Origin of the sequence: Micromonospora sp. DT228, from assembly GCF_049841595.1 — a bacterium.
In the GTDB taxonomy this organism is placed as follows: domain Bacteria; phylum Actinomycetota; class Actinomycetes; order Mycobacteriales; family Micromonosporaceae; genus Micromonospora.
In genome coordinates, this window is sequence record NZ_JBNCKO010000002.1 from 195067 (window position 1) to 219082 (window position 24016).

The following is a 24016-nucleotide window of genomic DNA, read 5'->3' on the forward strand; positions in this document are numbered from 1 at the left end:
GTACTCTCACGCGGTCAAACGTGTTCCAACAAAGACGAACACTAGCGCGGAGCGGACGATGGCCGGACAGCGGATCCGGAAAACGCCTCAGGCAGAAGCGATCTTCAACTCCACCCAACCCGTCTCGGTGAGCTGGTGCAGCAGGGCCTGAACCGCGTCCGCCACGCTGAGATCGGTCGTGTCCAGCACCAGGTCGGCGTCGATCGGCTCCTCGTACGGGTCGTCGATGCCTGTCATCCCGGTGAGCAGGCCGGCCCGCGCCCGCGCGTACAGGCCCTTGCGGTCCCGGCGCTCGCACACCTCGAGCGGAGTGGCGACGTGCACAAGCACGAAACCCGCCCCCGCCGCGAGCGCCATCTCGCGGGCGGTGGCACGGCCCGCCGCGTACGGGGCGATCGGGCAGCAGACGCTCACCCCCCGGTGCCGGGCGATCTCGGCGGCCACCCACCCGATCCGCCGGACGTTCATGTCCCGGTCGGCCTTGCTGAAGCCCAGCCCGGCGGAGAGCTCCCGGCGCACCACGTCCCCGTCGAGCAGGGTCACCGTGCGGTCCCCGCCCTCCCGCAACGCGTCCGCCAGCCCGCGCGCGATCGTCGACTTGCCGGAGCCGGAGAGGCCGGTCAGGAAGACCACGAGCCCCCGGTGCCGACGCGGTGGCCGGGCCCGGGCCAGCTCCCTCGCCACGGCCGGCGGGGTGTGCCACTCCGGCAGGGGGAAGCCACGATCCAGCAGGTCGTCGATCTCCTGCTGGGTCAGCGCGAGCCGGCGGTTACGGGGTGGGATGTCCTCCCGCCAGCGCCACTGCCCGTCCCTGTTGTCGTAGGCCAGCTCGCGCGGCACCAGCACCCGCAACCCGGCGCCGGAGAGCATCTCCCCGGTGGAGAGCAGGTGGGTGACCCCGTACGCGGCGGAGACCCGGGCGCGCAGCAGCGCGTCGCTGATCTCCTCCCGTCGATGCGACAGCGGCACCGCGATCACGGTGGCGGGCGGCATCCGGTCCCGGGCGGCGAAGATGATGCGTACCAGCGCCTCCGGCGGAAGCCCACCGACGCCACCCTCACCGACCGGGATCATCACGAGCAGGTGCGCGGCCAGGGTGCGGGCGGCGTGGGCGATCTGAGCGAGCTGGGGACGGTGCAGGGGCCGGTCGGCGATCACACCGAGCACCCGGCCCGGGGGCAGCAGCGCGCGGACCTCCTCCGGGCTGCGGCGCAGTCGCTGGAACGGGCCGTGGCCGCCGTCGCCCAAGCGCCGGACCTGGCCGCCCACCCCGGCCACGCCCTCGCGGACCGGCCAGACGTCCGCCACGTCCAGGGCGGCCACCGGCGCGCCCTCGCCGTCGGTCAGCACCAGCGCCCGGCGGGCCGGGTCGCGCGGATCGAAGCCCTGGGCCAGCGCGGCCGGCACCTGGAGGGTCACCGCGACCTGCCAGGGAGTGCCGTCGGCCAGTTGGCCGCGCCGGCTGACCGACACCAGGTCGGCACGGGTCATGAAACCGATCAGGGGGGCGTACGCGCCGGTCAGCAGCAGCTCCAGATCAGCGAGCTCACCGGGACGCGGCGTGTACGCCGGTGCGTCTTGCAGCACCTCGTCGGGCAGCACCCAGCCGTTGCTCATCCACGCCCCCCACTCGCTGACCGGCACACAGTTTCGCAGCCGACCGCCGATCGGTCGAGGCCGCCACTCCACGACCCGGTCGGGCGGATCAGCGGCGGATTCCCCGGCCGTCGCCGACCGCAGCCGACTGCACCCCGGACCGGTTGTGGTCGGCGTGGAGGACGGGCTCGCTCGACATCCAGGTGACGCGGGCACGACTCCCGACGGGCCGGGAGATGAATGGTGTCACCCCGGATCGGCGTTTCCCGAGGCGGGGTCGCGCCGGACGCGCTACCGGCGGCAACGGTTCCACCACCCTCGGCAGGGACCTTAAGGGTCGGTCGGGGCAAGGATCAGGGAAGCGCCGGGGGCGCGCCGGTGCCCGCGGTGGGCGTCGACTCCCTACGCTGGCAGCGTGACACTGATCGCGACCCAGTCGCTCACCAAGACGTACGGAGGTCGGGTCACCGCGCTGGCCGACCTCACCGTCGCCGTCGAGCCCGGGATCATCGGCCTGGTGGGCGCGAACGGCGCCGGAAAATCCACGTTGATCAAGATTCTGCTCGGCCTGATCGCACCGACCAGCGGTCAGGTCTCGGTGCTCGGCATCGACCCGTCGGCCGACCCGGCGGCGGTCCGTGCCCGCGTCGGCTACATGCCCGAGCACGACTGCCTCCCACCCGACCTGTCCGCCGCCGAGCTGGTCACCCACCTCGGCCGGATCAGCGGCCTGCCCCGCACCGCCGCCCGCGAGCGAGCCTCGGAGGCCCTGCGGCACGTGGGGCTCTACGAGGAGCGCTACCGCCCGGTGGGCGGCTACTCCACAGGCATGAAGCAGCGCGTCAAGCTGGCCCAGGCGCTGGTGCACGACCCCGACCTGCTGCTGCTGGACGAGCCGACAAACGGTCTGGACCCGGCCGGCCGCGACGCCATGCTGGCGCTTGTGCACCGGATCGGCACCGAGTTCGGCATCTCCGTGCTTGTCTGCTCGCACCTGCTCGGCGAGGTGGAGCGGATCTGCGACACGCTCATCGCCATCGACGGCGGCAAACTGTTGCGCGCCGACCACATCTCCGCGATGACCACGGCCACCGACGTGCTCGCCGTCGAGGTCAGCGAGGGTACCGAGGAGCTCGCCGCCCGGCTCGCCGAGCTGAAGCTGCCGGTCGCGCGCGACGGGCGACTGCTGCTCGTGCCACTCGCCGACGACGGCACCTACGACCTGATCCTCGGCGCGGTCGCCGAACTGGACCTGCCACTGCACCGACTGGACCAGCGCCGGCACCGGGTGGCCGAACTCTTCGCCACGAGGGAGCTTTCCCATGCCTGAGCCGACCGCCGCCGCCGTGCGCCAGGTGCCGACAGGCGTCATCCACGACATCGGCTACCAGCGCTACGAGGGCCCGAGGCTGGGCCGCCGCCAGGTCTTCGGCGCCCTCTACGGGCACGGGCTGCGCACCGCGTTCGGGTTCGGGCGCAGCGCCAAGGCCAAGATCTTCCCGTGGCTCGTGGTCGGCATCGTCTCCCTGGTCGCGGTGGCCCTCGCGGCCATCCGCAGCCAGATCGGCGAGCCGGTCGCCACGTACGCCCAGTTCGCCGACGCGATGAGCTGGCTCGTCATCTTCTTCGTCGCGGTCGTCGCTCCGGAGCTTGTCTCTCGGGACCTGCGCAGCGGCGTCCTGCCACTGTATTTCTCCCGACCGCTGCCCCGCAGCGACTACGCGCTGGCCAAGCTGCTGGCGCTGGTCACCGCACTCTGGCTGCTGCTCGGCGGACCGCAGTTGCTGATGTTCCTGGGTGCCGCCTTCACCACCAAGCAGGGCATGCGCGGCGTCTGGAACGAGCTGCTCGACCTGCTGCCCGGGCTGCTCTACGCCGGGCTGTGGGCGGTGGTCTTCGCCTCGGTCGGGCTGCTGGTCGCCTCGCTGACCGGCAAGCGCGCCTTCGCCGCCGGTGGGGTGGTCGCGGTCTTCCTGATGACCACCCCGATCGTCGGGGTGCTGAGCATCCTGCCGTCGCGCGCCGCCAACGAGCTGGCCGGGCTCGCCTCCCCCTCCACGCTGGTGCAGGGTGTGGGCATCTGGTCGCTTGGTGACCTGCTGGTCGAGGGCGATCCGGGCGAGATGATGATCGGCGGGTTCGGCCCGGTCTACGCCCTGGCCGCGGTGCTGTTGGTCGCCGGCGCGACCGCCCTCCTGCTGGTCCGCTACCGGAAGGTCGCCTCCTGATGAGCACGCTGAGCCTGACCGGGGTGTCCCGGTGGTACGGCAACGTGGTCGCCGTCAACGACATCAGCATGGCCCTGGGGCCGGGCGTGACCGGGCTGCTCGGCCCGAACGGCGCCGGCAAGACCACCCTGCTGCACATGATGGCCGGGTTCCTCGCCCCGTCGCGCGGCACGGTCACCCTCGACGACCAGCCGACCTGGCGAAACCCCGACGTCTACCGACGGTTGGGGCTGGTCAGTGAACGGGAGGCCGTGCAGGGCTTCCTCACCGCGTACGAGTTCGTGCTGGCCAGCGCCAAGCTGCACCGGCTGGCCGATCCGGCGGAGGCCGCCCGGCGGGCAATCGACCTGGTGGAGCTGGAGTCGGCGCAGAGCCGCCGGATCGGCACGTACTCCAAGGGCATGCGGCAGCGGGCCCGGGTGGCCGCCGCGTTGGTGCACGACCCGCAGGTGCTGCTTCTCGACGAGCCGTTCAACGGGATGGACCCGCGCCAGCGGCTGCACATGATGCAACTGCTGCACAGCCTGGGCGACGCCGGCCGGACCATCCTGTTCAGCTCGCACATCCTCGAGGAGGTCGAGCAGGTCTCCGGGACGGTGCAGGTGATGGTGGCCGGGCGGTTGGCGGCCTCCGGCGACTTCCGGACCATCCGCCGGTTGATGACCAACCGCCCGCACGTGTTCGCGGTGCGGTCGACGGACGACCGGGCGCTTGCCGTCGCGCTGATCGCCGAGCCGTCCGTCAGCGGTGTCGAGCTGGACCCCACCGGTCTGACCGTGCGGGCCGGTGACTACGGCGCCTTCACCCGGGCACTGCCCCGGATCGCGCTCAAGCACGGCATCCGGGTGCGCCAACTGGTGCCGTCCGACGAGTCTCTGGAGAGCGTCTTCTCCTACCTGGTGGAGGCCTGACATGTCGACAATTACCTGGATCACCGCGCGCGGGCTGTTCGGCCGGCGTCGGTTCCTGCTGCTGCTTCCGCTGCCACTGGTGTTGCTCGGGTTGGCCGTTCTCTGCCGGTCGCTGGGGGTGGACCCGGGCGAGTGGGGGCCGCCGGTGCTCGTCGGCCTGGGGCTGGCCGTGGTGCTGCCGGTGGTCGCGCTGATCATCGGCACGGGCGTGTTGGGCGCCGAGATCGACGACGGCACCGTCGTGCACATCCTGACCAAGCCGCTGCCCCGCTGGCAGATCGTGCTGCCGAAGCTCGCGGTGGCCGCCGGGGTCAGCGCGGCCACCGTCGCGCTGCCGCTCTACGTCGCGGGCGTGCTCGCCGACTCGGTACGCCTCGGACTGGCATTGGCCGTCGCGGCGGCGCTCGGCGCGCTGGCGTACTCGGCGTTGTTCCTCGCCCTCAGCCTGGTCACCAGGCGGCCGGTGCTGCTCGGCCTGGTCTACGTGCTGATCTGGGAGGGGCTGCTGGGCAACTTCGTCAGCGGCACCAAGGTGCTCTCGATCCAGCAGTACGTGATCGCCCTCGCCGACCGGATCGCCCCGACCGGGCTGTTGGAGACCACCGTGTCGGTGCCGGTGGCCTCGGTGATGACCGCGCTGGTAAGCGTCGGCTTCACCGTGCTGGCCATCGATCGCCTGCGTTCGTTCAGCGTGGCCGGCGAGACGAGCTGACAGCGGTGCGCGGGGGTGTTCCGGCCAGCCACCCCTCGGCGGTAGGGCTGGCCGGATGGACCGGCTGGGCCCCGTCGGGCCAGGCTGTTGGGTGTGAGCGTCGAAGCGGAGCGGACGTCGTTGGCTGAGCCGTACTCCCGGAGCAGTCGGCCGTGGCTGACCAGCCTGGCTGTTGCCGGGCTGGCCTGCGCCACGGTCGCCACGGCTGCCCAGGGCAGCGGCCAGTTCCACTGGTGGGCCGTGTTCATCCTGATCCCGGCCGCGTTGATCGCGGCCAGCGGCGGCCCGTTGCTGGCTCGGGGCGGTGGCCGGGCCTTCGGCGGTTACATGCTCGCCTGCGTCGGCACCCTGGTGTTCGCGGTGGGCGCGCTGCTGATGTTCGGCGTCATGGGGCGGGGTTGGCCGCTGATGGTGGTGCTGCCCTGCCTGGCGGTCGCCGGCACCTACGGTTGGCGGGCGGCCCACCCGCTGGCCCGGGGCCTGCACCGGGCGGTGGCCCTGCTCGCGCTCACCGGCGCGCTGCTCGGGGTGACGCTGCAACTGATCCGGGTTGACCTGATCGAGTTGGAGACCGGCTGGTGGGGGGCGTTCCTGATGCTGGCCGGGGCCATCGTGCTGGGCAACGCGGGTGAGCTGACCCGACACCGGATGCCGTACCGCCTGCAGGCGATCACCCTGCTCGTCGGTCCCGCAGTTGTCGCGTTCCTGCTCGGGCTGCGCTTCCTGCGCGGCTGGTGACGGCCGGTCCGCCGCCGCCCGGGGGGGTGAGCGGCGGCGGACCGGCTACCTGATCAGGCGGTCACGGAGACGGTGACAGTGCCGATGACGATCCGGTGATCCGAACAGGGGCCGCCGCAGGTGGTCGAGATGGCGAGTGAGTCGCCGCTGTACGACCCGGCGATCCGGTCCTTGCGAACGAAGATCAGGTCGATCTTCTTGCCCTGGCCGCAGAGACCCTCGGTGTTGCCGTCGTAGACGGTGGTCTCGCCGTACCCGGGGCAGCGGCTGTCGGTGTCGTCGAGCTCCCGGTAGGCGCCGGTGTTGGCGCTGTTGTTCGGCGTGTTCAGAGTGGTCGAGTACCAGGAGTCGAGCCGTCCGTAGTGCGGCTGGGCGTTGAAGTCACCCGCGATCAGGACGGTGTCACCGTTGGCGGCGAAACTGTCGATCCTGCCGCGTACCTCGTCCAACTGGGTCACGTTGATGTTCTTGCCGTTGATCACCGCATTCGACGGCGTGATGTGGGTGGTGCAGAACCGCAGGTGTGGGCGCGCTTCGAGCGGGGCGCAGAGCAGCTTGCGTCGCTCGCTGGTGCCGTCCGCGGCCAACGCGTAGCGGTTGGCCGCCCCGAGGGGTGCCCGGCTGAAGAGGGCCACCCCGAACGGTTCACCGCCACACGCGGTCTCGCTGTGTGCCTCGAACCGGGAGAAGTTGGTGTCGTCCTGCGGCCAACCGGACGCGAGCAGGTTCGCCTGGACGGCCTTGTACTGGCCCCAACAGAGCTCGTTGAGGGCGGCGAAGTTGGCGGCCCGGTTGCGGATGGAATCCGAGAGGGCCGGGATGAGGCCGGTGCCGGTGGCGCCTCGGTGGATGGTCCAGCCGGCGACGTTCCACGTCCAACCGGTGTAGGTGGCGGTGACCGTCGCCGCCTGGGCGGGTCCGGCCAGGCCGACGGTGAGGAGTAGCCCGGCCGTGAGCCCGGCGACGAGTGTACGAATGCGCATGATCCCCGTATTCACTGTGCTGGATGATGGGCCATGATCATCGCATCGGTCAGGGCGACCGTCCAGGACCCGTAACGGGTCAGAAGGCGCAGGCGATGACCAGCTCCGGGGTGCGGTCGGGGAGCAGGTCGAGTTTGTCGATCCGGCCGGCCGCCCGGAGGTCGTCGGCGACCAGGGTGAGCTGCTCCAGAAGGGCCGCCGGGCCGAGCGCCTCGGCCAGCGGCACCTCGGCCTTCATCGACAGCTTCCGCTCCGACTTGGCCCGCCGCACCTGGCTCAACGCGTCGCCGGCGAGCCGCAGCAGCGCCGGGTCACCCGACCCCTCGATCGACCGGGCCACCTCGTAGGTGGTGGGCCACGTCGCGCGGTGCACCGAACCGTACCGCCACCACGACCAGACCTCCTCGGTCACGTAGGGCAGCACCGGGGCGAACAGTCGTAGCTGCACCGAGAGCGCCGAGGCCAGCGCCGCCCGCGCCGAGTCGCCGGCCGCGCCGGTGGCGTACGCCCGCTCCTTGACCAGCTCGATGTAGTCGTCGCAGAACCGCCAGAAGAACGCCTCGGCCGCCTGCAACGAGGCCGTGTGGTCGTACGCGTCGAGGGCGGTGCTCGCGGCGCTGACCACGGTGGTCAGCTCGGCGAGCATGGCCCGGTCCAGTGGCGTGGTCACGGGGGCGCGCAGCGCGTCCGCCGCCCCCAGCCCGAGCGCGAACTTGGACGCGTTCAGCAGCTTGGTGGCCAGCCGCCGGCCGATCTTGATCTGCGCCGGGTCGAAGGCCAGGTCCGTGCCGGGCTTGCCACTGGCAGCCCAGTAGCGCACCGCGTCCGAGCCGTGCTGCTCCAACAGGGCCAGTGGGGTGACCACGTTGCCCTTGGACTTGGCCATCTTCTTGCGGTCCGGGTCGAGGATCCAGCCCGACAGCACGGTGTCCCGCCAGGGCAGCACCCCGTGCTCGAAGTGCGAACGGACCACGGTGTCGAAGAGCCAGGTCCGGATGATCTCCTGCCCCTGCGGGCGGAGGTCCATCGGAAAGACCTGCGCGAACAGCTCCGGGTCGGTCTCCCAGCCACCGACGATCTGCGGGGTCAGCGACGAGGTGGCCCAGGTGTCCAGCACGTCCGGATCACCGATGAAACCGCCGGGTCGGCCGCGCTGCGACTCGTCGTAGCCGGGCGCCGGATCACTGGATGGGTCGACCGGCAGCGCGGACTCGTCCGGCGTGAGAGGGTGGGACCAGTCCGGCTCGCCAGTGTTGTCGAGCCGGTACCACACCGGCACCGGCACCCCGAAGAAGCGCTGCCGACTGACCAGCCAGTCGCCGGTCAGGCCGCCCACCCAGTTGTCGTAGCGGTGCTTCATGTGCGCCGGCACCCAGTGCAGCTCCGCACCCCGGGTCAGCAGTGTGGCCCGCAGGTCGGCGTCCCGGCCGCCGTTGCGCAGATACCACTGTCGAGTCGAGACGATCTCCAGTGGGCGGTCGCCGCGCTCGTAGAACTTGACCGGATGGGTGATCGGACGGGGCTCGCCGACCAGGTCGCCCGCGTCGGCCAGCATTCCGACGATCTCCCGGCGGGCGCCGTTGACGGTCTGCCCGGCCAACGCCGCGTACGGCGGTGCCGGCACGCCGGCCGGCGGCTCCGCAAGCAACCGGCCGTCGCGGCCGATGACCACCCGGGTGTCGAGGTCGAGATCCCGCCACCAGGTCACGTCGCTCAGGTCGCCGAACGTGCAGACCATCGCGATGCCGGTGCCCTTGCCCGGTTCGGCGAGCGGGTGGGCGCGCACCGGCACCTCGACGCCGAACAGCGGGCTGCGCACGGTCGCGCCCACCAGGTCGGCGTACCGCTCGTCGTCGGGGTGACAGACCAGCGCCACGCAGGCGGGCAACAGCTCCGGCCGGGTGGTGTCGATCTGCACCTCCCGCCCGCCCGGCCCGGCGAACCGCAGCCGGTGGTAGGCGCCCGGGCGCTCCCGGTCCTCCAACTCGGCCTGGGCGACGGCGGTGGCGAAGCCGACGTCCCAGAGCGTCGGCGCCTCCGACTGGTACGCCTCGCCGCGCAGCAGGTTACGCACGAACGCCCGCTGACTCGTGGTCCGGGCGATCCGACCGATCGTCGTGTAGGTCAACGACCAGTCCACCGATAGCCCGAGCCGTCGCCACAGCGACTCGAAGGCCTGCTCGTCGGTGACCGTCAGCCGTTCGCACAGCTCGATGAAGTTGCGTCGGGAGAGCGGGGTGGGGTCGCGGCGGGCCGCGTCGTCGACAGGAGTCGCCGGTGGCCGCCACACCGGGTCGTACGCCAGTGCCGGATCGCAGCGCACCCCGTAGACGTTCTGCACGCGACGCTCGGTGGGTAGGCCGTTGTCGTCCCAGCCCATCGGGTAGAAGACGGCCTTGCCGCGCATCCGTTGGTAACGCGCGACGATGTCGGTGTGCGTGTACGAGTACACGTGCCCCATGTGCAACTCGCCCGATACGGTCGGCGGTGGCGTGTCGATGGCGTACACGTCCTTGCGCTGTTTGGCGCGGTCGAACGCGTACGTGCCCTTCTCCTGCCAGTGGCGTGCCCAGCTCTCCTCGAGCCCGTCCAGGGTCGGACGCTCGGGGACGCCGGCGCGGGCCGTCCTCGCCGTATCGGTCATGCTGCGATCGTAGGCACCGCCGGGGGGTCGGGCCACGCAGTTGTGGGATCGCTGGTTCAGATCAGCGAGTCGCGCCACTGTCGGTGCAGGGCCGCGTACCGGCCGCCGGCCTCGGCCAGCACGGCGGGTGGGCCGTCCTCGACGATCTTCCCGTCGTCGAGGACGAGCACCCGGTCGGCGGTCTCCACCGTGGAGAGTCGGTGCGCGATCACCAGGGCGGTGCGGTCGCGCAGGATGGTGCCGAGTGCGCGCTGCACCAGCCGTTCGGTCGGTACGTCGAGCGACGACGTCGCCTCGTCCAGGATCAGCACGGTCGGGTCGGCCAGGAACGCCCGCGCGAACGCGACGAGTTGGCGCTGCCCGGCGGAGAGCCGGCCGCCGCGCCGGTGCACCTGGGTGGCGTACCCCTCGGGCAGGGCGGCGATGAAGTCGTGCGCGCCGATCGCCCGCGCGGCGGCCTGGACCGTCTCGTCGTCCGCGCTCGGGCGGCCGAACCTGATGTTCTCCGCGACGGTCCCACTGAACAGGTGGTTCTCCTGCGTCACCAGCACCACGGCGCGGCGCAGGTCGGCGTCGCCGACGTCGCGCAGGTCGACCCCGTCGAGCCGGACCGTGCCGCTGTCGGGGTCGTGGAAACGGGCGACGAGTTTGGCGATCGTCGACTTGCCCGCGCCGGTCGGCCCGATCAGCGCCACCGTCTGTCCGGCCGACACGGTCAGCTCCAGCCCGCCGAGGATCGGGGTGCCGGCCCGGTATCCGAAGGAGACCGCCCGGAAGGTCACCTCGCCGCGACCGGGCCCGGTCGGCAGCGGTGTGGGCCGGGCCGGCTCGGCGACGGCCGGCCGCTCGTCGAGCACCCCGGCCAGCTTCTCCAGCGCCGCGGTGGCCGACTGCAGGGAGTTGTAGAACTGGCTCAGCTCCTGCATCGGCTCGAAGAAACGACGCAGGTAGAGCAGGAACGCGGCGAGCACACCGACCTCGGTCTGGCCGTCGAGCACCCGCCACCCGCCGTAGCAGAGCACCGCCGCCACGGTGATGTTGCCGATCAGCTTGATCGCCGGGGAGTACGTGGCGATCAGTCGGAACGTGTGCAGGCTGGTCCGTCGGTAGTCGTCGCCGAGCGCCACGAAGATCCGTTGGTTACGCGGCTCCCGGCGGAACGCCTGCACCGCCCGGATGCCCCGCATCGACTCGACGAAGTGCACGATGACGAGCGCTACCGCGTCCCGGGTCCGCCGGTACGCGCTCGCCGACGACCTGGCGAACCAGCGGGAGAGCACGAACAGGAACGGAAAGGCGAGCAGTGTCACGGCGGCCAGCGGCAGGTCCAGCCAGAGCAGGATGGCGGCCACCGACAGCATCGACAGCCCGGCCATCACCAGGTTGTCGATGCCACCGTCGACGAGTTCGGCGATCGAGTCCAGGTCACTTGTGAGCCGGGAGACCATCCGGCCGGAGGTGTACCGCTCGTGGAAGCCGACGGACAACCGCAGGAAGTGCCCGAACACCCGCTGCCGCAGGTCGAGCAGGACGGCCTGGCCGATCCGGGCGGAGAGGGTGAGGAACCCGCGCCGGGCCGCGTACTCGGTGAGCGAGGCGACCACGAACGCCCCGGCGACGGCGACCAGCGGGCCGGCGTCGCCGGCGCGCAGCGGCGCGATGGCCCGGTCGATGCCGATCATGACCAGGTACGGGCCGGCCATCGCGGCGGCGTTCTGGGTCAGCAACAGGCCGACCGCTGCGGCGAGTCGTCTCCGGTGTGGTCGGAGCTGGTCGGCGAGCAGGGCCCGGCTGAGCCGGCGCAGCCGGGCCACCGCCTCGGGTGCGGCGTCCTCGGCTCGGCTCCGGTCCGCCTCCGGGTCGGTGGCGGTCCCGCGCCAGCGGGTCAGCTCCGATTGCTCCTCGGGCGGTGGTTCGGCGGGCTGCGGCACTGTCACGAGCGCACCAGCCCCCAACCGTCGGAGGGGAACGGACTCGGGCCGGCGGTCTCCGTCGCCGGTGGGCGCCCGCTGGGTGGGTCGGCGGCCAGCAGCGCCCGGTACGCCGGAACCGTGGCCAGCAGGTCGGAGTGCCGGCCCACGGCGGTGATCCGCCCGTCTTCGAGCAGCGCGACCCGGTCGGCCAGGGAGATCGTCGAAGGCCGGTGCACCACGAGCAGCGCGGTGCTGTTGCGCAGGACCTGCCGCAGGGCCGCCTCGACAAGCGCCTCGGTGTGCACGTCGAGAGCGGACAGCGGGTCGTCGAGCACCAGCACCGCCGGTCGGCCGAGCACGGCCCGTGCCAACGCGAGTCGCTGACGCTGCCCGCCGGAGAGGGAGATCCCCTGCTCACCGACCCGGGTGGCCAACCCCCACGGCAACTCGTACGCGAAGTCGGCCTGGGCCAGCGCGAGGGCCGCGCGGACGTCGTCGTCGCCGGCGTCGGGATGCCCCAGGGTGAGGTTCTCCCGCACCGACATGGAGAAGAGCGTGGGCTCCTCGAACGCCACCCCGACCAGTCGGCGCAGCGAGGCCAGCCGCAGTTCGCGCAGGTCGTGACCGTCCAGGGTGATCCGGCCCGCGGTCACCTCGTGCAGCCGGGGCACCAGCGAGAGCAGCGTGCTCTTGCCGGAGCCGGTGGCGCCGACCAGGGCGAGCGTCTCGCCCGGCTCGATGACCAGGTCGATCTCGCGCAGCACCGGCGCGGTGGCGCCCGGGTAGCTGAACGAGACCCGCTCGATGCGGAGCCGGCCGTGCACCGCGTCCCGGGGCAGCGCGAGCGCGCCGGGGGAGTCCACGATCTGGGGTGGGGTGTCCAGCACCTCCTGGAGCCGGTCGGCGGCGGTGGCGGCCTCCTGACCGTTGGCGATGATCCAACCCAGCGACTGCACCGGCCAGATGAGCATCAGTTGGAGGCTGACGAACGCGACGAGCTCGCCGATGGTGAGCGAGCCCTTCGCGGCGGCGGCCGCTCCGGCCACCAGCACCACGCCCAGTGTCACGTTGGGCACCAGGTCGAGCAACGCCGAGGTGTTGGCCAGCAGCCGTGCCTTGCCGACGCCCGTGTCGTGCAGCCGCTGTGCCCCGACGCCGAAGCGGGTGGCCAGTTCCGGCCCCCGGCCGTACGCCTTCATGGTGCGCAGGCCCTGCGCGGTCTCCTCGACCAGGGTCGCCACGTCGCCCTGCTGGTCCTGCATCCGCCGGGACGCGGCGTGGTAGTTCCGCCCGAACCGGCGGCTGATCAGCAGCAGCGGCACCGAGCTGGCCGCGACCAGCGCACCGAGCATCGGATGCAGGTTGACCAGGAGCACGACCACGACCACGTAGGTGGTCAGGTTGAGCACCAGGAAGAACACGCCGAAGGAGAGGAACCGGCGGATCACCGACAGGTCGCTGGTGATCCTGGACAGCAACTGGCCGGACTGCCAGCGGTCGTGGAAGCTTGTCGCCAACCGTTGCAGGTGGGCGTAGACGTCGGCGCGCAGCGCCGCCTCCATGCCCACCGCCGAGGAGGACTGCACCCACCGGCGGATGAAGATGAGCACCGCCTCGACCACACCGAGCAGCAGTGCCAGGCCGCCGAGCTGGAACAGCCCGGCCGGTTCGTGTCGGGCCACCGGCCCGTCCACCACCCGCTGCACGACGAGCGGTACGGCGATCCCGGCCGCCGTGCCCGCGAGGCCCGCGACGAGCAGCCAGGCGAACTCGGCGGCGTACGGGCGCAGGTAGGGGCGCAGCCGCCAGAGGTTGTGAAACGGGTGCCGGGGCGCGGCGACCGGGGTGGCCGGGTCGCCGTCGCTCCGCAGAGGCATACCAGACGGTAGCGTCAATGGCGGGTGCCGCCGGTGTCAGCTTGCTGTCAGGCGCCGCTCATGACCGAGAAGCCACGTCTTCACGTCCAGCCCCCAGCGGTATCCGCCGAGCGTGCCGTCGGTGCGCAGCACCCGGTGGCAGGGCACGAACAGTGCCGCCGCGTTGCGGGCGCAGGCGGCCGCCGCGGCGCGTACCGCCGGTGGCCGACCGGCCAGCGCGGCGTACCCGGTGTAGGTGACCGGGGCGCCGGGCGGCACCTCGCGCAGCACCTGCCAGGCGTGCGCCATGAACTCCCCGCCGGTGCGTTGGCGGACCGGCACCGCGTCGATCGCGTCGAGGTCACCGTCCAGGTAGGAGTGGACCGCCGCGGTGACCGGGCCGAGGTCGGCCCGTTGACGCACCGGCGCCCGCAGGGTCGGGTGGATCAGGGGCAGCAGCGCCGCCGGGTCCGGGGTGAAGCCGGCCGCCCGTACGTCGCCGTCCGGGCCGGCGAGGATGCTCAACGGGCCGGCCGGCGTGCTCAGTACGGTGCTGTCGATGCTCATGCCGCTCTCCAGAGTCTCATCGTTGCGTAGGACCGCCAGGGACGCCATCGGTCGGCGTACCCGTCGAGGGTTGTCGGTTTGTCGGGCAGGCCGAGCGCGGTGGCACCGCGCCGGACCGCGAGGTCGGTGCCGAGCAGGATGTCCGGGTCGCCGAAGGCGCGCATGGCCAGATAGTTGGCGGTCCACGGCCCAACCCCAGGCAGCGCAAGCAACCCCCGAGTGGCCTCCCCCCGATCCACCGAAGCCCCCAGGTCAAGGGACCCGTCAACAACAGCGAGAGCCAACCTCCGAAGGGTCTCCCGCCGCCCGACCGGCATCCCAAACCCGGAATCCGGCACCGCCAACAACTCCTCCGGGCCCAAGAACCCCCGCAGCCCCCCGTCCCCGGCGTCGCCCCGTCGCCCGCCCCCTGCGCCCCGTTGATCATGAGGTTGGCCTGGGGTTCGATCTCCAACCGCCAGGTCAACCTCATGATCGACGTGATCGGGGGCGTGGGCGGTGAGGAGGCGGGTTATCGTTTTTTGGGCGGCTTTTAGGGAGATCTGTTGGCCGATTATGGCGCGGACTGCCATTTCGAAGCCGTCTACCGCTCGGGGGACGCGGATTCCTGGTTCGGCGGCGACTACGGCGGCTAGCGCCGGGTCGGCGGCTAGCGTGGCGTCGATGGCGGCCGGGTCCGCGTCCAGGTCCAGCAGCCGGCGGCACCGGGCCACCGCTGGCGCCAGGTCGCGCAGGTCGGTCAACCGCAGCGTCGCCGCCACGTGCCCGGCCGCCGGGGTCAGCGCCACCTCCCCGGTGCCGTGGGGCAACCGCAGACCCCTGTGGTACGTCCTGTCGCGGACCTCGTCCACGCCGGGCAGCGCCCGCGTCGCGAAGAAGTCCAGCAGCGCCTGGGCGTGCAGCGGCGGACGGTACGCCAGCCGCAGCGCGATGGTCCCCGCACCGGCCGGCGTCCGCTGACCGCCGCGCGCCGTCCGCAGGTCGGACGGGGCACTCGCGTACACCTCGCGGAGCGTGTCGTTGAACTGCCGGACGCTACCGAAGCCGGCGGCGAACGCGATCTCGGCCATCCCGAGGTCGGTGGTCTCGATCAGGATCCGGGCGGTCTGTGCCCGCTGGGCGCGGGCCAGCGCGAGCGGCCCGGCGCCCATCTCGGCGCTGAGCATCCGGTGCAGGTGCCGCTCGGTGTAGCCCAGACGGGACGCCAACCCGGGTACGCCGTCCCGGTCGACCACGCCGTCGGCGATCAGCCGCATCGCCCGGCCGACCACGTCCGCGCGGACGTCCCACAGGGGTGAGCCCGGCGCGGCGTCCGGCCGGCAGCGGCGGCAGGCGCGCAGCCCGACACCCTGTGCGGCGGCGGCGGACGGAAAGAAACGGACGTTCTGCCGCTTGGGGGTGATCGCCGGGCAGGACGGCCGGCAGTAGATGCCGGTGGACGTCACGCCGGTGTAGAACCAGCCGTCAAACCGCTGGTCACGACTGTCCACGGCCCGGTAACACCGCTCGAAGTCCAGCTCCATGTCACTGATGATGCCCCGCTCGACCCGCCATCGGCTGGCGGGAATCGGACCTTGGTGTGCCGGTGAGCAGGGGCCTCCGTCAGCGGGGGCGGCGACGTCGTCGATGCGGTTGACCGGCCGAGGTGGGCTGGCCGGATCGGCTGGGCTGGGCGGATCGGCTGGGCTGGGCGGATCGGCTGGGCTGGGCGGCGCGGTGGGGCTGACCGGTCAGCAGGGCCGACCGGAACACGCCGTCCGGGTCGTACCGCTTCCACAGCCGCCGTACCCGGATCCCGGTCTCGCCCGGGTAGATCCGGGCGAACGCGGCCGGGTCCGGTCGGCCCTCGAAGTTGACGTACGCGCCGTCGGCCCGCGCCCCGACGGCCCGCCAGGCGGTGTCCAACGCCGCCCCACCCTGCGGCGGGAACACCGAGGCGATGACAAGCGTGTCCTGGTGGCGGTGGGCGTACGCGGTCGCGTCGGGTGCCACGTCGTTCACCGCGCCCCCCAGCGAGCGGAGCTGGACCACCGCCCGCCCCGGCCCGGTCACCGCCCGCTGCACGGCCCGCGCACCGGCGTCGTCCAGCCCGGTGAACAGACCGTTCGTGGTCGTGCCGCGCTGCTGCCCGACGTTGGGGCTCAGGTGCGCGGTCGGCACCAGGGTCGGGTAGGGCAGCAGGTCGGTGCGGTGTTCGAGCACCTTGCCGATGGCGAGCAGCGGCTCCACCACGGGCCGGGCTCGGCGCAGGCTCTCGGCGGCCACCACGGCGGTGATGGACATGAGGGCCGAGCGCCCCTCGGCGTACACCACGGCCGCCGCGGACAACTCCCGTGGGGCCTGCGCGAGGTACGCCACCCACTCCCGGATGGTGCGCCCGTCCGGATGCGCCTCGACGACCAGTTGCGTCACGCCGACATTGCGCTGCTCGACCGCCTCGATCTCGAAGGCCACCACGATCCCGGCCCCGGCTCCGGCGCCCCGGACCAGCCAGAACAGGTCCGGTTCGTGTGTGGCGTCCGCGCGGACCAGCGTCCCGTCGGCGAGCACCACCTCGACCGCGCGGACTCGGTCGAGAGTGAGACCGTGGGCGCGGACCAGCCAGCCCACACCGCCGCCGGTGGTCAGGCCGCCGACGCCGACGCCGCCGTAGTCACCCGAGCTGATCACCAGGCCGTACGGCGCCAACGCCTTCGCGACGTTCGCCCAGCGGGCCCCGGCCTCGACCCGGACCAGCCCGGCCCGCTCGTCGAGCACCTGCACCCGGTTGAGCATGGACAGGTCGATGACCACGCCACCGTTGTTGGAGGAGGTCCCGGAGAAGCCGTGCCCGCCGCTACGGACGGAGATCGGCAGCCGCTGCTCCCGCGCATAGCGCAGCGCGTCGATCACCTGCGCGGTGGTCTTCGGCAGCAGGACGGCGGCCGGCGACGCCGCGGTGGTGTACGTGGAGCGCAGCTGCGCGTACCGGCGGTCGCCGGGTGTGACGATCTGCCCGGTGAGCGAGGTGGGCACCCGGGGCATCGTGGTGCTCATCGTCGCCCCCGCGGCTGGCACGTCGGGTGTCCGGGATCGGTCATGCGCCCAAGGATGGGCGGGCTCACCGGCCTCGGCCAACCCGGTGGGCCGGTGCCCGCCGTTCGCGGGGGCGGCGCGGCGCTCACCGGTGCGGGGACGTGACGTATATCTCCGGTCTACCCCGCCTCATCGCCCTGGCGCTGCTGCCCGAGCCGGCCGTGGCTGGGCCGGTCAGGCCGGGGCGAGAAGGCCGCCGACCTGACCGGTTCTGCTCAGCGCGACACAGCCGGCGTGCCCACCGGCTGGCCCGGCACACCGGGTGCGTTCAACGACGACGGCTCACCAGGCTGCGCCGGCCACCCCCGGCGCAGCAGGTACGCCTTACTCTCCTGGCGGAGCGGGCACCCCCGAGGTTTCAAGCGCGGTAGGCGCGGTAGGCGAACCGGGCGCACCGGGTTTGCCGGGCGGAGTAGGTGCGTCCGGCCGCGACCACGGGTCCTGTTTAACGCCGGGGCTTGGTACGGCCGTCGGCGCGACGGGCGGCGCGGACGGGTCGGGCACGGCCGCCGGGCCCGCCGGGCTGGGGGCGGCCGGTGGCGCCTCGTCCGCGCCGGTCGAGGCGAGAGCGAGCGGAGCGGCGATGAGGATCGCCGCGAGGGTGCCGACCGCCCCCATCGTCACCGTGGCGCGGCGCCTGTTGCGCACCCGCCGTTCCGCCCCGTTCAACTGGTCATGCACGATCGGTGCCTCCTCGGCGAGGTCGGTGAGGGTGGAGCGGATGAGGTGCTCGAAGGGATCGGTCATCGCCGTGCCTCCAGCATTTCGACCTCCGGCAGCAGTTCGCGCAGACGCGTGACCGCCCGGTGGGTACGGCTGCGTACCGTGCCCACGGAACAGCCGAGCAGCTCGGCCACCCGGGCTTCGGGCAGATCCTCGTAGTAGCGCAGGACCACCACCGCCCGCTGTGCCGGTGGTAGGTGGCGCAGCGCGGCGCGCATCGCCAACCGGACGTCGGAGCCGCCGCTCGGGTCGGCGCCGACCGGTTCGTCCGCCGGATTGAGCGGCGTCTCACGCCATCGGCGCAGCCGTCGCCACCAGCTGATCTGCTCGCGGTACATCACCACGCGGAGGTACCCCTCGGGATCGGCGTGCCGGATCGATCCCCACTTCGGGATGGTCCGTGCCAGTGCCGACTGGAACAGGTCCTCGGCGGCGTTGCGGTCGCCGGTCAGCAGGTACGCGACACGCATCAGCGCCGGCGTCCGGCTGCCGACGAACTCGGCCAGCCGAGCACGCTCGTCCTCGTCCACCCACCACCCCCGTTTCGTTGTCACAGATACAGACGCCCCAGGTCATCGTCGCTATCCGCGATCCGACGGGTTTCTCCGGCCCGGAAGTGTCGGTCGTGCCGGGTAGCGTCCGGCCACCAACTCAAGAAGGGGTGCGGCGGATGACGAGCGTGGCGGGTTGGGCGGCGGCGTCGACACCTGACACATTCCCACCACTGCCCCGCGCGGTGGCGCAGTCCTTCTACCGCCGGATGCGGGCCGTCGCGCCCGCCGCCCGCGGCGCCATCGACCGGGACCGGACGACCGACCCCGAGCAGACCTTCACCGACACCGCCTGCGGTCGGCTGGTCGGCTCGCTCGACGACGCGGGCCTGCGGGCGCTCGGCATGTGGACGCACCACTGGTGCATGCGCTTCTACGACGACGACACCCGGGTCGGCCGGCGGTTGGTCCGCGAGATAGCCGCCCGGCCAGGGCTGGGCTGGACGGCCGACGAGGTGCGCTGGATGCTGCGCGAGTCGATCTCTGCCGGCCCGGCCGCCGCGGACCGGTTCACCCTGCCCCGCGCCGCCGCGGCCCAACTGCCCCCGGCCGACCGTCCGCTCGACGAGCTGCCCCCGGCCGACCGTCCGCTCGACGAGCTGCCCCCGGGCCTCCGGCCCGAGGTACGGGTGCCCCGACAGCGCCACGGCAACTGACCGCGTCGGTGACCGCCCGCGCCGGGTTGACGGTGTGCCGTCAGCCGGCTGCGGCAGGATGGACGCCGCACCCCCGACGGAAGGACGCCCGATGCCCGCCAGCACACCGACCATCCTCGCCACCAGCATGGGCTTCTTCCGGGGCAACCGGGGCCCGACCGACCTGCGCCCCAGCCCGGTCTTCGAGCTGGCGGCCGAGCTGGCCGAGGCGGGTTCGCAGCCGCGGGTCTGCTACCTCGGCCAGGCCATCGGGGACCATCCCGTCGTGTTGAGCGCCGTCTACGGCGCGTTCGCCAAGACCCGGTTCCGGCTGTCGCACCTCGCCCTGTTTCCGATGCCGAACATCGAGGACATCCGTGCCCACCTGCTCGCCCAGGACGTGATCTGGGTCGACGGCGGCAGCGTGGCCAACCTGGTCGCCGTCTGGCGGGCGCACGGGCTCGACGAGATCCTGCGCGAGTGCTGGCAGGCCGGCGTGGTGCTGGCCGGGGTCTCCGCAGGCTCGATCTGCTGGCATGTCGGCGGTGCCACCGACAGCTTCGGCCCCCGGCTGCGCGGCTTCACCGACGGCCTGGCCTGGCTGCCGTACGGCAACGGGGTGCACTACGACAGTGAGGGGCAGCGGCGCCCGCTCATGCACGAGCTGGTCGGCAACGGGGCGCTGCCGACCAGCCACTGCACCGACGACGGGGTCGGCCTGGTCTACCGGGGCACCCAGTTGGTCGAGGCGATCGCGGACCGCGAGGGCGTCTCGGCGTACGAGGTCAGCCGGGGCGCGGACGGCACCGTCCAGGAGGTGGTGATCGCCCCGCGCCTGCTCGGCTGAGCGCCGGGGTCGGTCACGCCTGCTCGCCGGGGTCGGTCACGCCTGCTCGCCATCGCCGCGGCGCGGGCCGACCACGCCAGATTGGCGGCGGCGGAGCACCGCGTCGAAGACCTGCGCCAGTTCGGCGGCGTCCTCCCCGGCGTGGTGGGTGTGCGGCACGTCGTGCAGGCCCAGCTCGTGCTTGATCTTGCCCTTGTGAGTCTGGACCCACTCGCTGCCGGTCAGCCCCATCCAGTAGCTGCGGAGGTCGACGCCCGAGCCGGTGGCACCGAACGGGCTGTGGCCGACGAAGCGGACGAAGTACCAGTGCACGAACATGCCGTCCCAGACGGCGGGGGCGGCGAGGAAGACCGGGCGGCCGATCCGGCGCAGCCCGTTGACCCAGGCCGCCGCCGCGGACATCGCCTCCTGCGCGGTTGGCGCCTCCCGCACCAGGCGGTCCCGGGCCAGGCCGGAGACGGCAAGTGCCGCCGGCACGTAGTCGTCGGAGATGGGGCGCAGCTCGGTGTAGAAGGACAGGTCCGGGTGGCCGGCCACGGCCATACCCAGCGAGATCATGCTGTACGGCCCGGGGATCGGCCCGTCCGCCTCCACATCGACGGCGATGTACAGCTCGGGCAACGTCGAGGTCATCCCACCTCCCGCAGCGAGACATCGAGTTCGGCAGGGTAACAACGCTTGCCGGGTCCCGTCGCGAGATAAACCGCGCGCCGCGTAAGCTGGCTGGTCGTGAGTCTTTCCATCGGCATCGTCGGCCTGCCCAACGTCGGCAAGAGCACGCTGTTCAACGCGTTGACCAAGAACGACGTGCTGGCGGCGAACTATCCGTTCGCCACCATCGAGCCCAACGTCGGTGTGGTCGGGCTTCCTGACGAGCGGCTGGGAAAGCTGGCCGAGATCTTCTCCTCGCAGAAGGTGCTGCCTGCTCCGGTGTCGTTCGTCGACATCGCCGGCCTGGTCCGTGGCGCGTCGAAGGGGCAGGGTCGGGGCAACGCCTTCCTGGCGAACATCCGCGACGCCTCGGCGATCTGCCAGGTGGTCCGGGCCTTCTCCGACCCCAACGTGGTGCACGTCGACGGCAAGATCTCCCCGGCCGACGACATCGAGACGATCAACACCGAGCTGATCCTCGCCGACCTGCAGACCCTGGACAAGGCGCTGCCCCGGTTGGAGAAGGAAGCCAAGCTCCGCAAGGACCGGCTCGCCGCGGTCGCCGCCGCGAAGGCCGCGATCGAGGTGCTCGACGGCGGCACCACCCTCTACTCCGGGGCCGCCGCCGCCAAGATCGAGCTGGAGCACCTGCGCGAGCTGCACCTGCTCACCACCAAGCCCTTCCTGTACGTCTTCAACGTCGACGAGGCCGAGCTGGCCAACGAGGCGTTCCTCGACGAGCTGCGGGCCCTGGTGGCCCCCGCCGAGGCCGTCTTCATGGACGCGAAGATCGAATCCGAGCTGGTGGACCTCCCCGAGGACGAGGCCCGCGAGCTGCTGGAGTCGATCGGGCAGAACGAGCCCGGCCTCAACCAGCTCGTCCGGGTCGGCTTCCGCACGCTCGGCCTGCAGACGTACCTCACGGCCGGCCCCAAGGAAGCACGCGCCTGGACCGTCCCGGTCGGCGCGACCGCGCCGGAGGCCGCGGGTGTCATCCACAGCGACTTCCAGCGCGGCTTCATCAAGGCCGAGGTGGTCTCCTACCACGACCTGGTCGAGCACGGTTCGATGGCGGCGGCCAAGGCGGCGGGCAGGGTCCGCATCGAGGGCAAGGAGTACGTCATGCAGGACGGCGACGTGGTGGAGTTCCGCTTCAACGTCTGAATCCGGCCTCCTGGTCTCGGATTGAGGTTGACGGGAATCGCCTCCTCTAACCGTCGTACGGGTCCGGCCGTCGCCCGCCGTGCCCGTCTGCGGCACCGAGACGCTAACCGGCAGTAGCTTGGGAAATCGGGCCAGGCTGTTGGGCGTCGCCCTGCCGTCTAAAGTCCACCCACTGTCGGCTGACGTCCGCCCAGATCTGTTGCTGATCGGCAAAAAACCGATCTATGTGCTCACGGGTTATCCCGTCCGGTGGATTAGCTACGAGCAGGTAGTCGATTTCGTCGCGCAGGCGGTTGAGGCGGTAGCGCGTCTCTTCCATCAAAATCCACCGCGACCGCCAATTATGAAACAATTCCAGTGATCCCAGCAGCGTTACCACTGCGACCATCGGCAACGCAATCGATGCATTGAACGGGATTTGCGGGATTCCTAGGACCACCGTCGACAAGGCGGTCAACCCGAGTGATAGCCCCTTGGACCAGGTTGAACGACGGCGAAAACGCGTCTTTCGAGAATCCGCCCATTCCATGTCGGCGGAAACCAGCTCTCGGAAGGTTGTAAGAGCCTCCGTTAAGGGTAAGGCCGTCCGGCGGCCAGCCAGGGCCAGTAGCCCTTGCTCGGAAACCACCATCTTGGAAGCCGCCGTCTGTTCATTGCCATGCTCGCGTTGCTGGGTCATCCTGCAATTCAGGAGGATGCCGGGCGTTCAGATGGGTTGGCTGCCGGATACCTGACAGTCGAGAAACAGAAGGTCATGCCGGGGTCACGAGGACGAGCGTCCTGTCCAAGCCGCTGAATCGCGTCGCCGTGGCGATCATGAAGTGGCCCCCTCAACGACCGTGGTGTCAACCCGGACCCGGCGCAGGGCAGCCAGCTGCCGGCGTGTGCCTGGTCCCACCAGTGCTTCACGCTTGGGCTAGATGATCGATCACAAGCTCGGCGGCGTACTCGCTGCGGCGAACGTCTTCACGGCCTGGAGCAAGCGGTCGAGGAAGGCACACAGGTCTGGGGCAGCCGTATCGAAGCGCGGGTCCTCTGAGGTGTAGATGCCATCGAGGACGAGATCCGGCGGGAGTCGATAGACGGGTGATCCGGCAGGCGTGGCTAGCGCGTACTGGGTGACCGTGATCCGGTTACCCGCCTACGCTCCGGACCTCAACCCCACCGAAGGCGTCTGGCGCTGGATGAAACGCGGCCTGACCAACACCGCCGCCCGGGGTGTCGACCACCTCGCGCAACTGGTCAAACGTCGGCTACGCGCGTGTCAGCAACAGACCGATCTCCTCGCCGGCTTCCTCGCCAGCACCGGCATGACCCTCGGACCCGAACCACCGAGACAGCCCGAACGCTGACCTTTCAACCTCTGTAGCAACCCCGAGTGTCCGGACCTGAGTTAAGAGCCTCGGGATGGGACGTAGGTTCTGCCGTCAGTCGTTTGCATCTCGCCTGGCAACGATCTTCAACAGACCTTTGTAAAACTCGACAAGTGTATTATCGCTTTGGTCGATCTTCCGCATGCGTTCGATGACGCCCTCGGTGAGAGCGGCGACGATACGCTCGGCTCGATCTGGTTCCCTGCGGCGCAGGTCTAGCAGACCCATCGCTCGGGCGGGCCGCAGGTGCAAAAGCAGATCATCGTCCTGGAGCATCCCGGCGGGCACTGAATTGACAATGTCTTCGAAGACGCGGCCCTGGATGTACCACTCTCGGTCATCGTCAAAGACCACGATCATCATTGCCGTTCCCTCGCCCCCAGGCCCCTGGCATAACTTGATCTGAGCATAGTTGTCGACGCGGACAGCTATCGGGGTGGGTGACTGACCGAGTGACGACAGGGGCGGACTTCTGCGGACGGACGTGGCCGCCGAAGGACGTTTCTTGCAGGTCTCATACCGCAGCAGAGCAGGTCAGGCGTGTGTGTTGGTTGCCTGGGGGTCAAGGAGTCGTCGCGGCCCGCCCAAACACCGGCAAGATGGTGACGTGATGACCGAGCCCGTGACCGCCGGCCGGATGGAACTGGTGGATGACCTGGAAGGGCTGCCCGGCAGTTCCGGCGGCTGTCTTCTTGCCCTGACGTTGGAGTTGCCGGTCTTTCTTCGCGTTGGCGACGTCTGGTGGGTTGAGGACGAGGTGCTGTACGTCCAGCGAGGGGACGTCCCGGTTGCGGCGGCGCATCGAGGTCGCCTCGAATGGCGTCGGAAGCGGTAGCGCCGGGCTCTGGG

23 protein-coding genes are annotated in these 24016 nt (G+C 71.2%); 10 read left to right on the forward strand and 13 right to left on the reverse strand.

All coding sequences use genetic code 11. The features are described from left to right. Positions 1-87: 87 nt before the first annotated feature. Complete coding sequence (gene cysC / locus ACLQ29_RS04145) at positions 88-1617, reverse strand: adenylyl-sulfate kinase (protein WP_425770279.1); 1530 nt, start codon at positions 1615-1617, stop codon at positions 88-90. Positions 1618-2011: 394 nt separating this feature from the next. Between cysC and ACLQ29_RS04150 the strand changes: the two genes are divergently transcribed. The 5 genes from ACLQ29_RS04150 to ACLQ29_RS04170 all read left to right on the forward strand — a co-directional run bounded on the left by ACLQ29_RS04150 (position 2012) and on the right by ACLQ29_RS04170 (position 6185). Continuing rightward, positions 2012-2926, forward strand: a complete 915-nt coding sequence (locus tag ACLQ29_RS04150) for an ABC transporter ATP-binding protein (RefSeq protein WP_393372290.1) — start codon at positions 2012-2014, stop codon at positions 2924-2926. After that, positions 2919-3824: an ABC transporter permease gene (locus ACLQ29_RS04155; protein WP_425770280.1), complete on the forward strand. Its 906-nt coding sequence runs from the start codon at positions 2919-2921 to the stop codon at positions 3822-3824. Before ACLQ29_RS04150 ends, ACLQ29_RS04155 begins: the two co-directional genes overlap by 8 nt. Further along, entirely contained in the window at positions 3824-4735 is a 912-nt protein-coding gene (locus tag ACLQ29_RS04160) for an ABC transporter ATP-binding protein (RefSeq protein ID WP_393372285.1), read from the forward strand. The genes ACLQ29_RS04155 and ACLQ29_RS04160 overlap by 1 nt, the downstream gene beginning before the upstream one ends. A 1-nt stretch (position 4736) precedes the next feature. Then, on the forward strand, positions 4737-5447 hold the full coding sequence (locus ACLQ29_RS04165) for an ABC transporter permease subunit (protein ID WP_393372283.1): 711 nt from the start codon (positions 4737-4739) through the stop codon (positions 5445-5447). A gap of 93 nt (positions 5448-5540) precedes the next feature. After that, positions 5541-6185 (forward strand): hypothetical protein, encoded by a 645-nt coding sequence (locus ACLQ29_RS04170; RefSeq protein ID WP_393372280.1) that lies wholly within the window; start codon positions 5541-5543, stop codon positions 6183-6185. Between the two features lie 53 nt (positions 6186-6238). Here ACLQ29_RS04170 and ACLQ29_RS04175 read toward each other — a convergent pair whose 3' ends face one another. The 9 genes from ACLQ29_RS04175 to ACLQ29_RS04215 all read right to left on the reverse strand — a co-directional run bounded on the left by ACLQ29_RS04175 (position 6239) and on the right by ACLQ29_RS04215 (position 18476). After that, positions 6239-7168: an endonuclease/exonuclease/phosphatase family protein gene (locus ACLQ29_RS04175; protein WP_425770281.1), complete on the reverse strand. Its 930-nt coding sequence runs from the start codon at positions 7166-7168 to the stop codon at positions 6239-6241. A gap of 79 nt (positions 7169-7247) precedes the next feature. Next, a complete protein-coding gene (valS, locus tag ACLQ29_RS04180) occupies positions 7248-9812 on the reverse strand; it encodes a valine--tRNA ligase (RefSeq protein ID WP_425770282.1) in 2565 nt (854 codons plus the stop codon). A 56-nt stretch (positions 9813-9868) separates the two neighbouring features. Next, positions 9869-11749, reverse strand: coding sequence for an ABC transporter ATP-binding protein (locus tag ACLQ29_RS04185; RefSeq protein ID WP_425770283.1), 1881 nt, complete (start codon positions 11747-11749; stop codon positions 9869-9871). Further along, positions 11746-13602 (reverse strand): ABC transporter ATP-binding protein, encoded by a 1857-nt coding sequence (locus ACLQ29_RS04190; RefSeq protein ID WP_425770284.1) that lies wholly within the window; start codon positions 13600-13602, stop codon positions 11746-11748. Before ACLQ29_RS04190 ends, ACLQ29_RS04185 begins: the two co-directional genes overlap by 4 nt. Positions 13603-13638: 36 nt before the next feature. Beyond that, a complete protein-coding gene (locus ACLQ29_RS04195) occupies positions 13639-14148 on the reverse strand; it encodes a methylated-DNA--[protein]-cysteine S-methyltransferase (RefSeq protein WP_425770285.1) in 510 nt (169 codons plus the stop codon). Then, on the reverse strand, positions 14145-15671 hold the full coding sequence (locus ACLQ29_RS04200) for a DNA-3-methyladenine glycosylase 2 family protein (RefSeq protein ID WP_425770286.1): 1527 nt from the start codon (positions 15669-15671) through the stop codon (positions 14145-14147). Before ACLQ29_RS04200 ends, ACLQ29_RS04195 begins: the two co-directional genes overlap by 4 nt. A gap of 79 nt (positions 15672-15750) precedes the next feature. Continuing rightward, the gene (locus ACLQ29_RS04205; protein ID WP_425770287.1) at positions 15751-17184 is read right to left on the reverse strand and encodes an FAD-binding oxidoreductase; all 1434 of its coding nucleotides are present in this window, start codon (positions 17182-17184) and stop codon (positions 15751-15753) included. A gap of 363 nt (positions 17185-17547) precedes the next feature. Next, positions 17548-17970: a hypothetical protein gene (locus ACLQ29_RS04210; protein ID WP_425770288.1), complete on the reverse strand. Its 423-nt coding sequence runs from the start codon at positions 17968-17970 to the stop codon at positions 17548-17550. Then, positions 17967-18476 carry a SigE family RNA polymerase sigma factor gene (locus ACLQ29_RS04215; RefSeq protein ID WP_425770289.1) on the reverse strand — a complete coding sequence of 170 codons (510 nt, stop codon included), beginning with the start codon at positions 18474-18476 and terminating at the stop codon, positions 17967-17969. Before ACLQ29_RS04215 ends, ACLQ29_RS04210 begins: the two co-directional genes overlap by 4 nt. Before the next feature lie 140 nt (positions 18477-18616). On the opposite strand from ACLQ29_RS04215, the gene ACLQ29_RS04220 reads away from it, so the two are divergent. Continuing rightward, a complete protein-coding gene (locus tag ACLQ29_RS04220) occupies positions 18617-19153 on the forward strand; it encodes a hypothetical protein (protein WP_425770290.1) in 537 nt (178 codons plus the stop codon). 91 nt (positions 19154-19244) lie between these two features. Beyond that, on the forward strand, positions 19245-19979 hold the full coding sequence (locus ACLQ29_RS04225) for a Type 1 glutamine amidotransferase-like domain-containing protein (RefSeq protein ID WP_425770291.1): 735 nt from the start codon (positions 19245-19247) through the stop codon (positions 19977-19979). A 36-nt stretch (positions 19980-20015) separates the two neighbouring features. Here the strand turns inward: ACLQ29_RS04225 and ACLQ29_RS04230 are convergent, their stop codons facing one another. Continuing rightward, positions 20016-20612, reverse strand: coding sequence for an exonuclease (locus ACLQ29_RS04230; protein WP_425770292.1), 597 nt, complete (start codon positions 20610-20612; stop codon positions 20016-20018). Positions 20613-20708: 96 nt separating this feature from the next. Here ACLQ29_RS04230 and ychF point away from each other — a divergent pair, with 96 nt between their 5' ends. Then, positions 20709-21794: a redox-regulated ATPase YchF gene (ychF, locus tag ACLQ29_RS04235; RefSeq protein WP_425770293.1), complete on the forward strand. Its 1086-nt coding sequence runs from the start codon at positions 20709-20711 to the stop codon at positions 21792-21794. A gap of 103 nt (positions 21795-21897) precedes the next feature. On the opposite strand, the gene ACLQ29_RS04240 is transcribed toward ychF, so the two are convergent. Continuing rightward, complete coding sequence (locus ACLQ29_RS04240) at positions 21898-22473, reverse strand: SLATT domain-containing protein (RefSeq protein WP_425770294.1); 576 nt, start codon at positions 22471-22473, stop codon at positions 21898-21900. A 421-nt stretch (positions 22474-22894) separates the two neighbouring features. Here ACLQ29_RS04240 and ACLQ29_RS04245 point away from each other — a divergent pair, with 421 nt between their 5' ends. After that, positions 22895-23146, forward strand: a complete 252-nt coding sequence (locus ACLQ29_RS04245; RefSeq protein ID WP_425770295.1) for a transposase — start codon at positions 22895-22897, stop codon at positions 23144-23146. 75 nt (positions 23147-23221) lie between these two features. Here ACLQ29_RS04245 and ACLQ29_RS04250 read toward each other — a convergent pair whose 3' ends face one another. Continuing rightward, on the reverse strand, positions 23222-23530 hold the full coding sequence (locus ACLQ29_RS04250) for a hypothetical protein (RefSeq protein WP_425758934.1): 309 nt from the start codon (positions 23528-23530) through the stop codon (positions 23222-23224). A 247-nt stretch (positions 23531-23777) separates the two neighbouring features. Between ACLQ29_RS04250 and ACLQ29_RS04255 the strand changes: the two genes are divergently transcribed. After that, complete coding sequence (locus ACLQ29_RS04255) at positions 23778-24002, forward strand: hypothetical protein (RefSeq protein WP_425770296.1); 225 nt, start codon at positions 23778-23780, stop codon at positions 24000-24002. Positions 24003-24016: the final 14 nt, after the last annotated feature.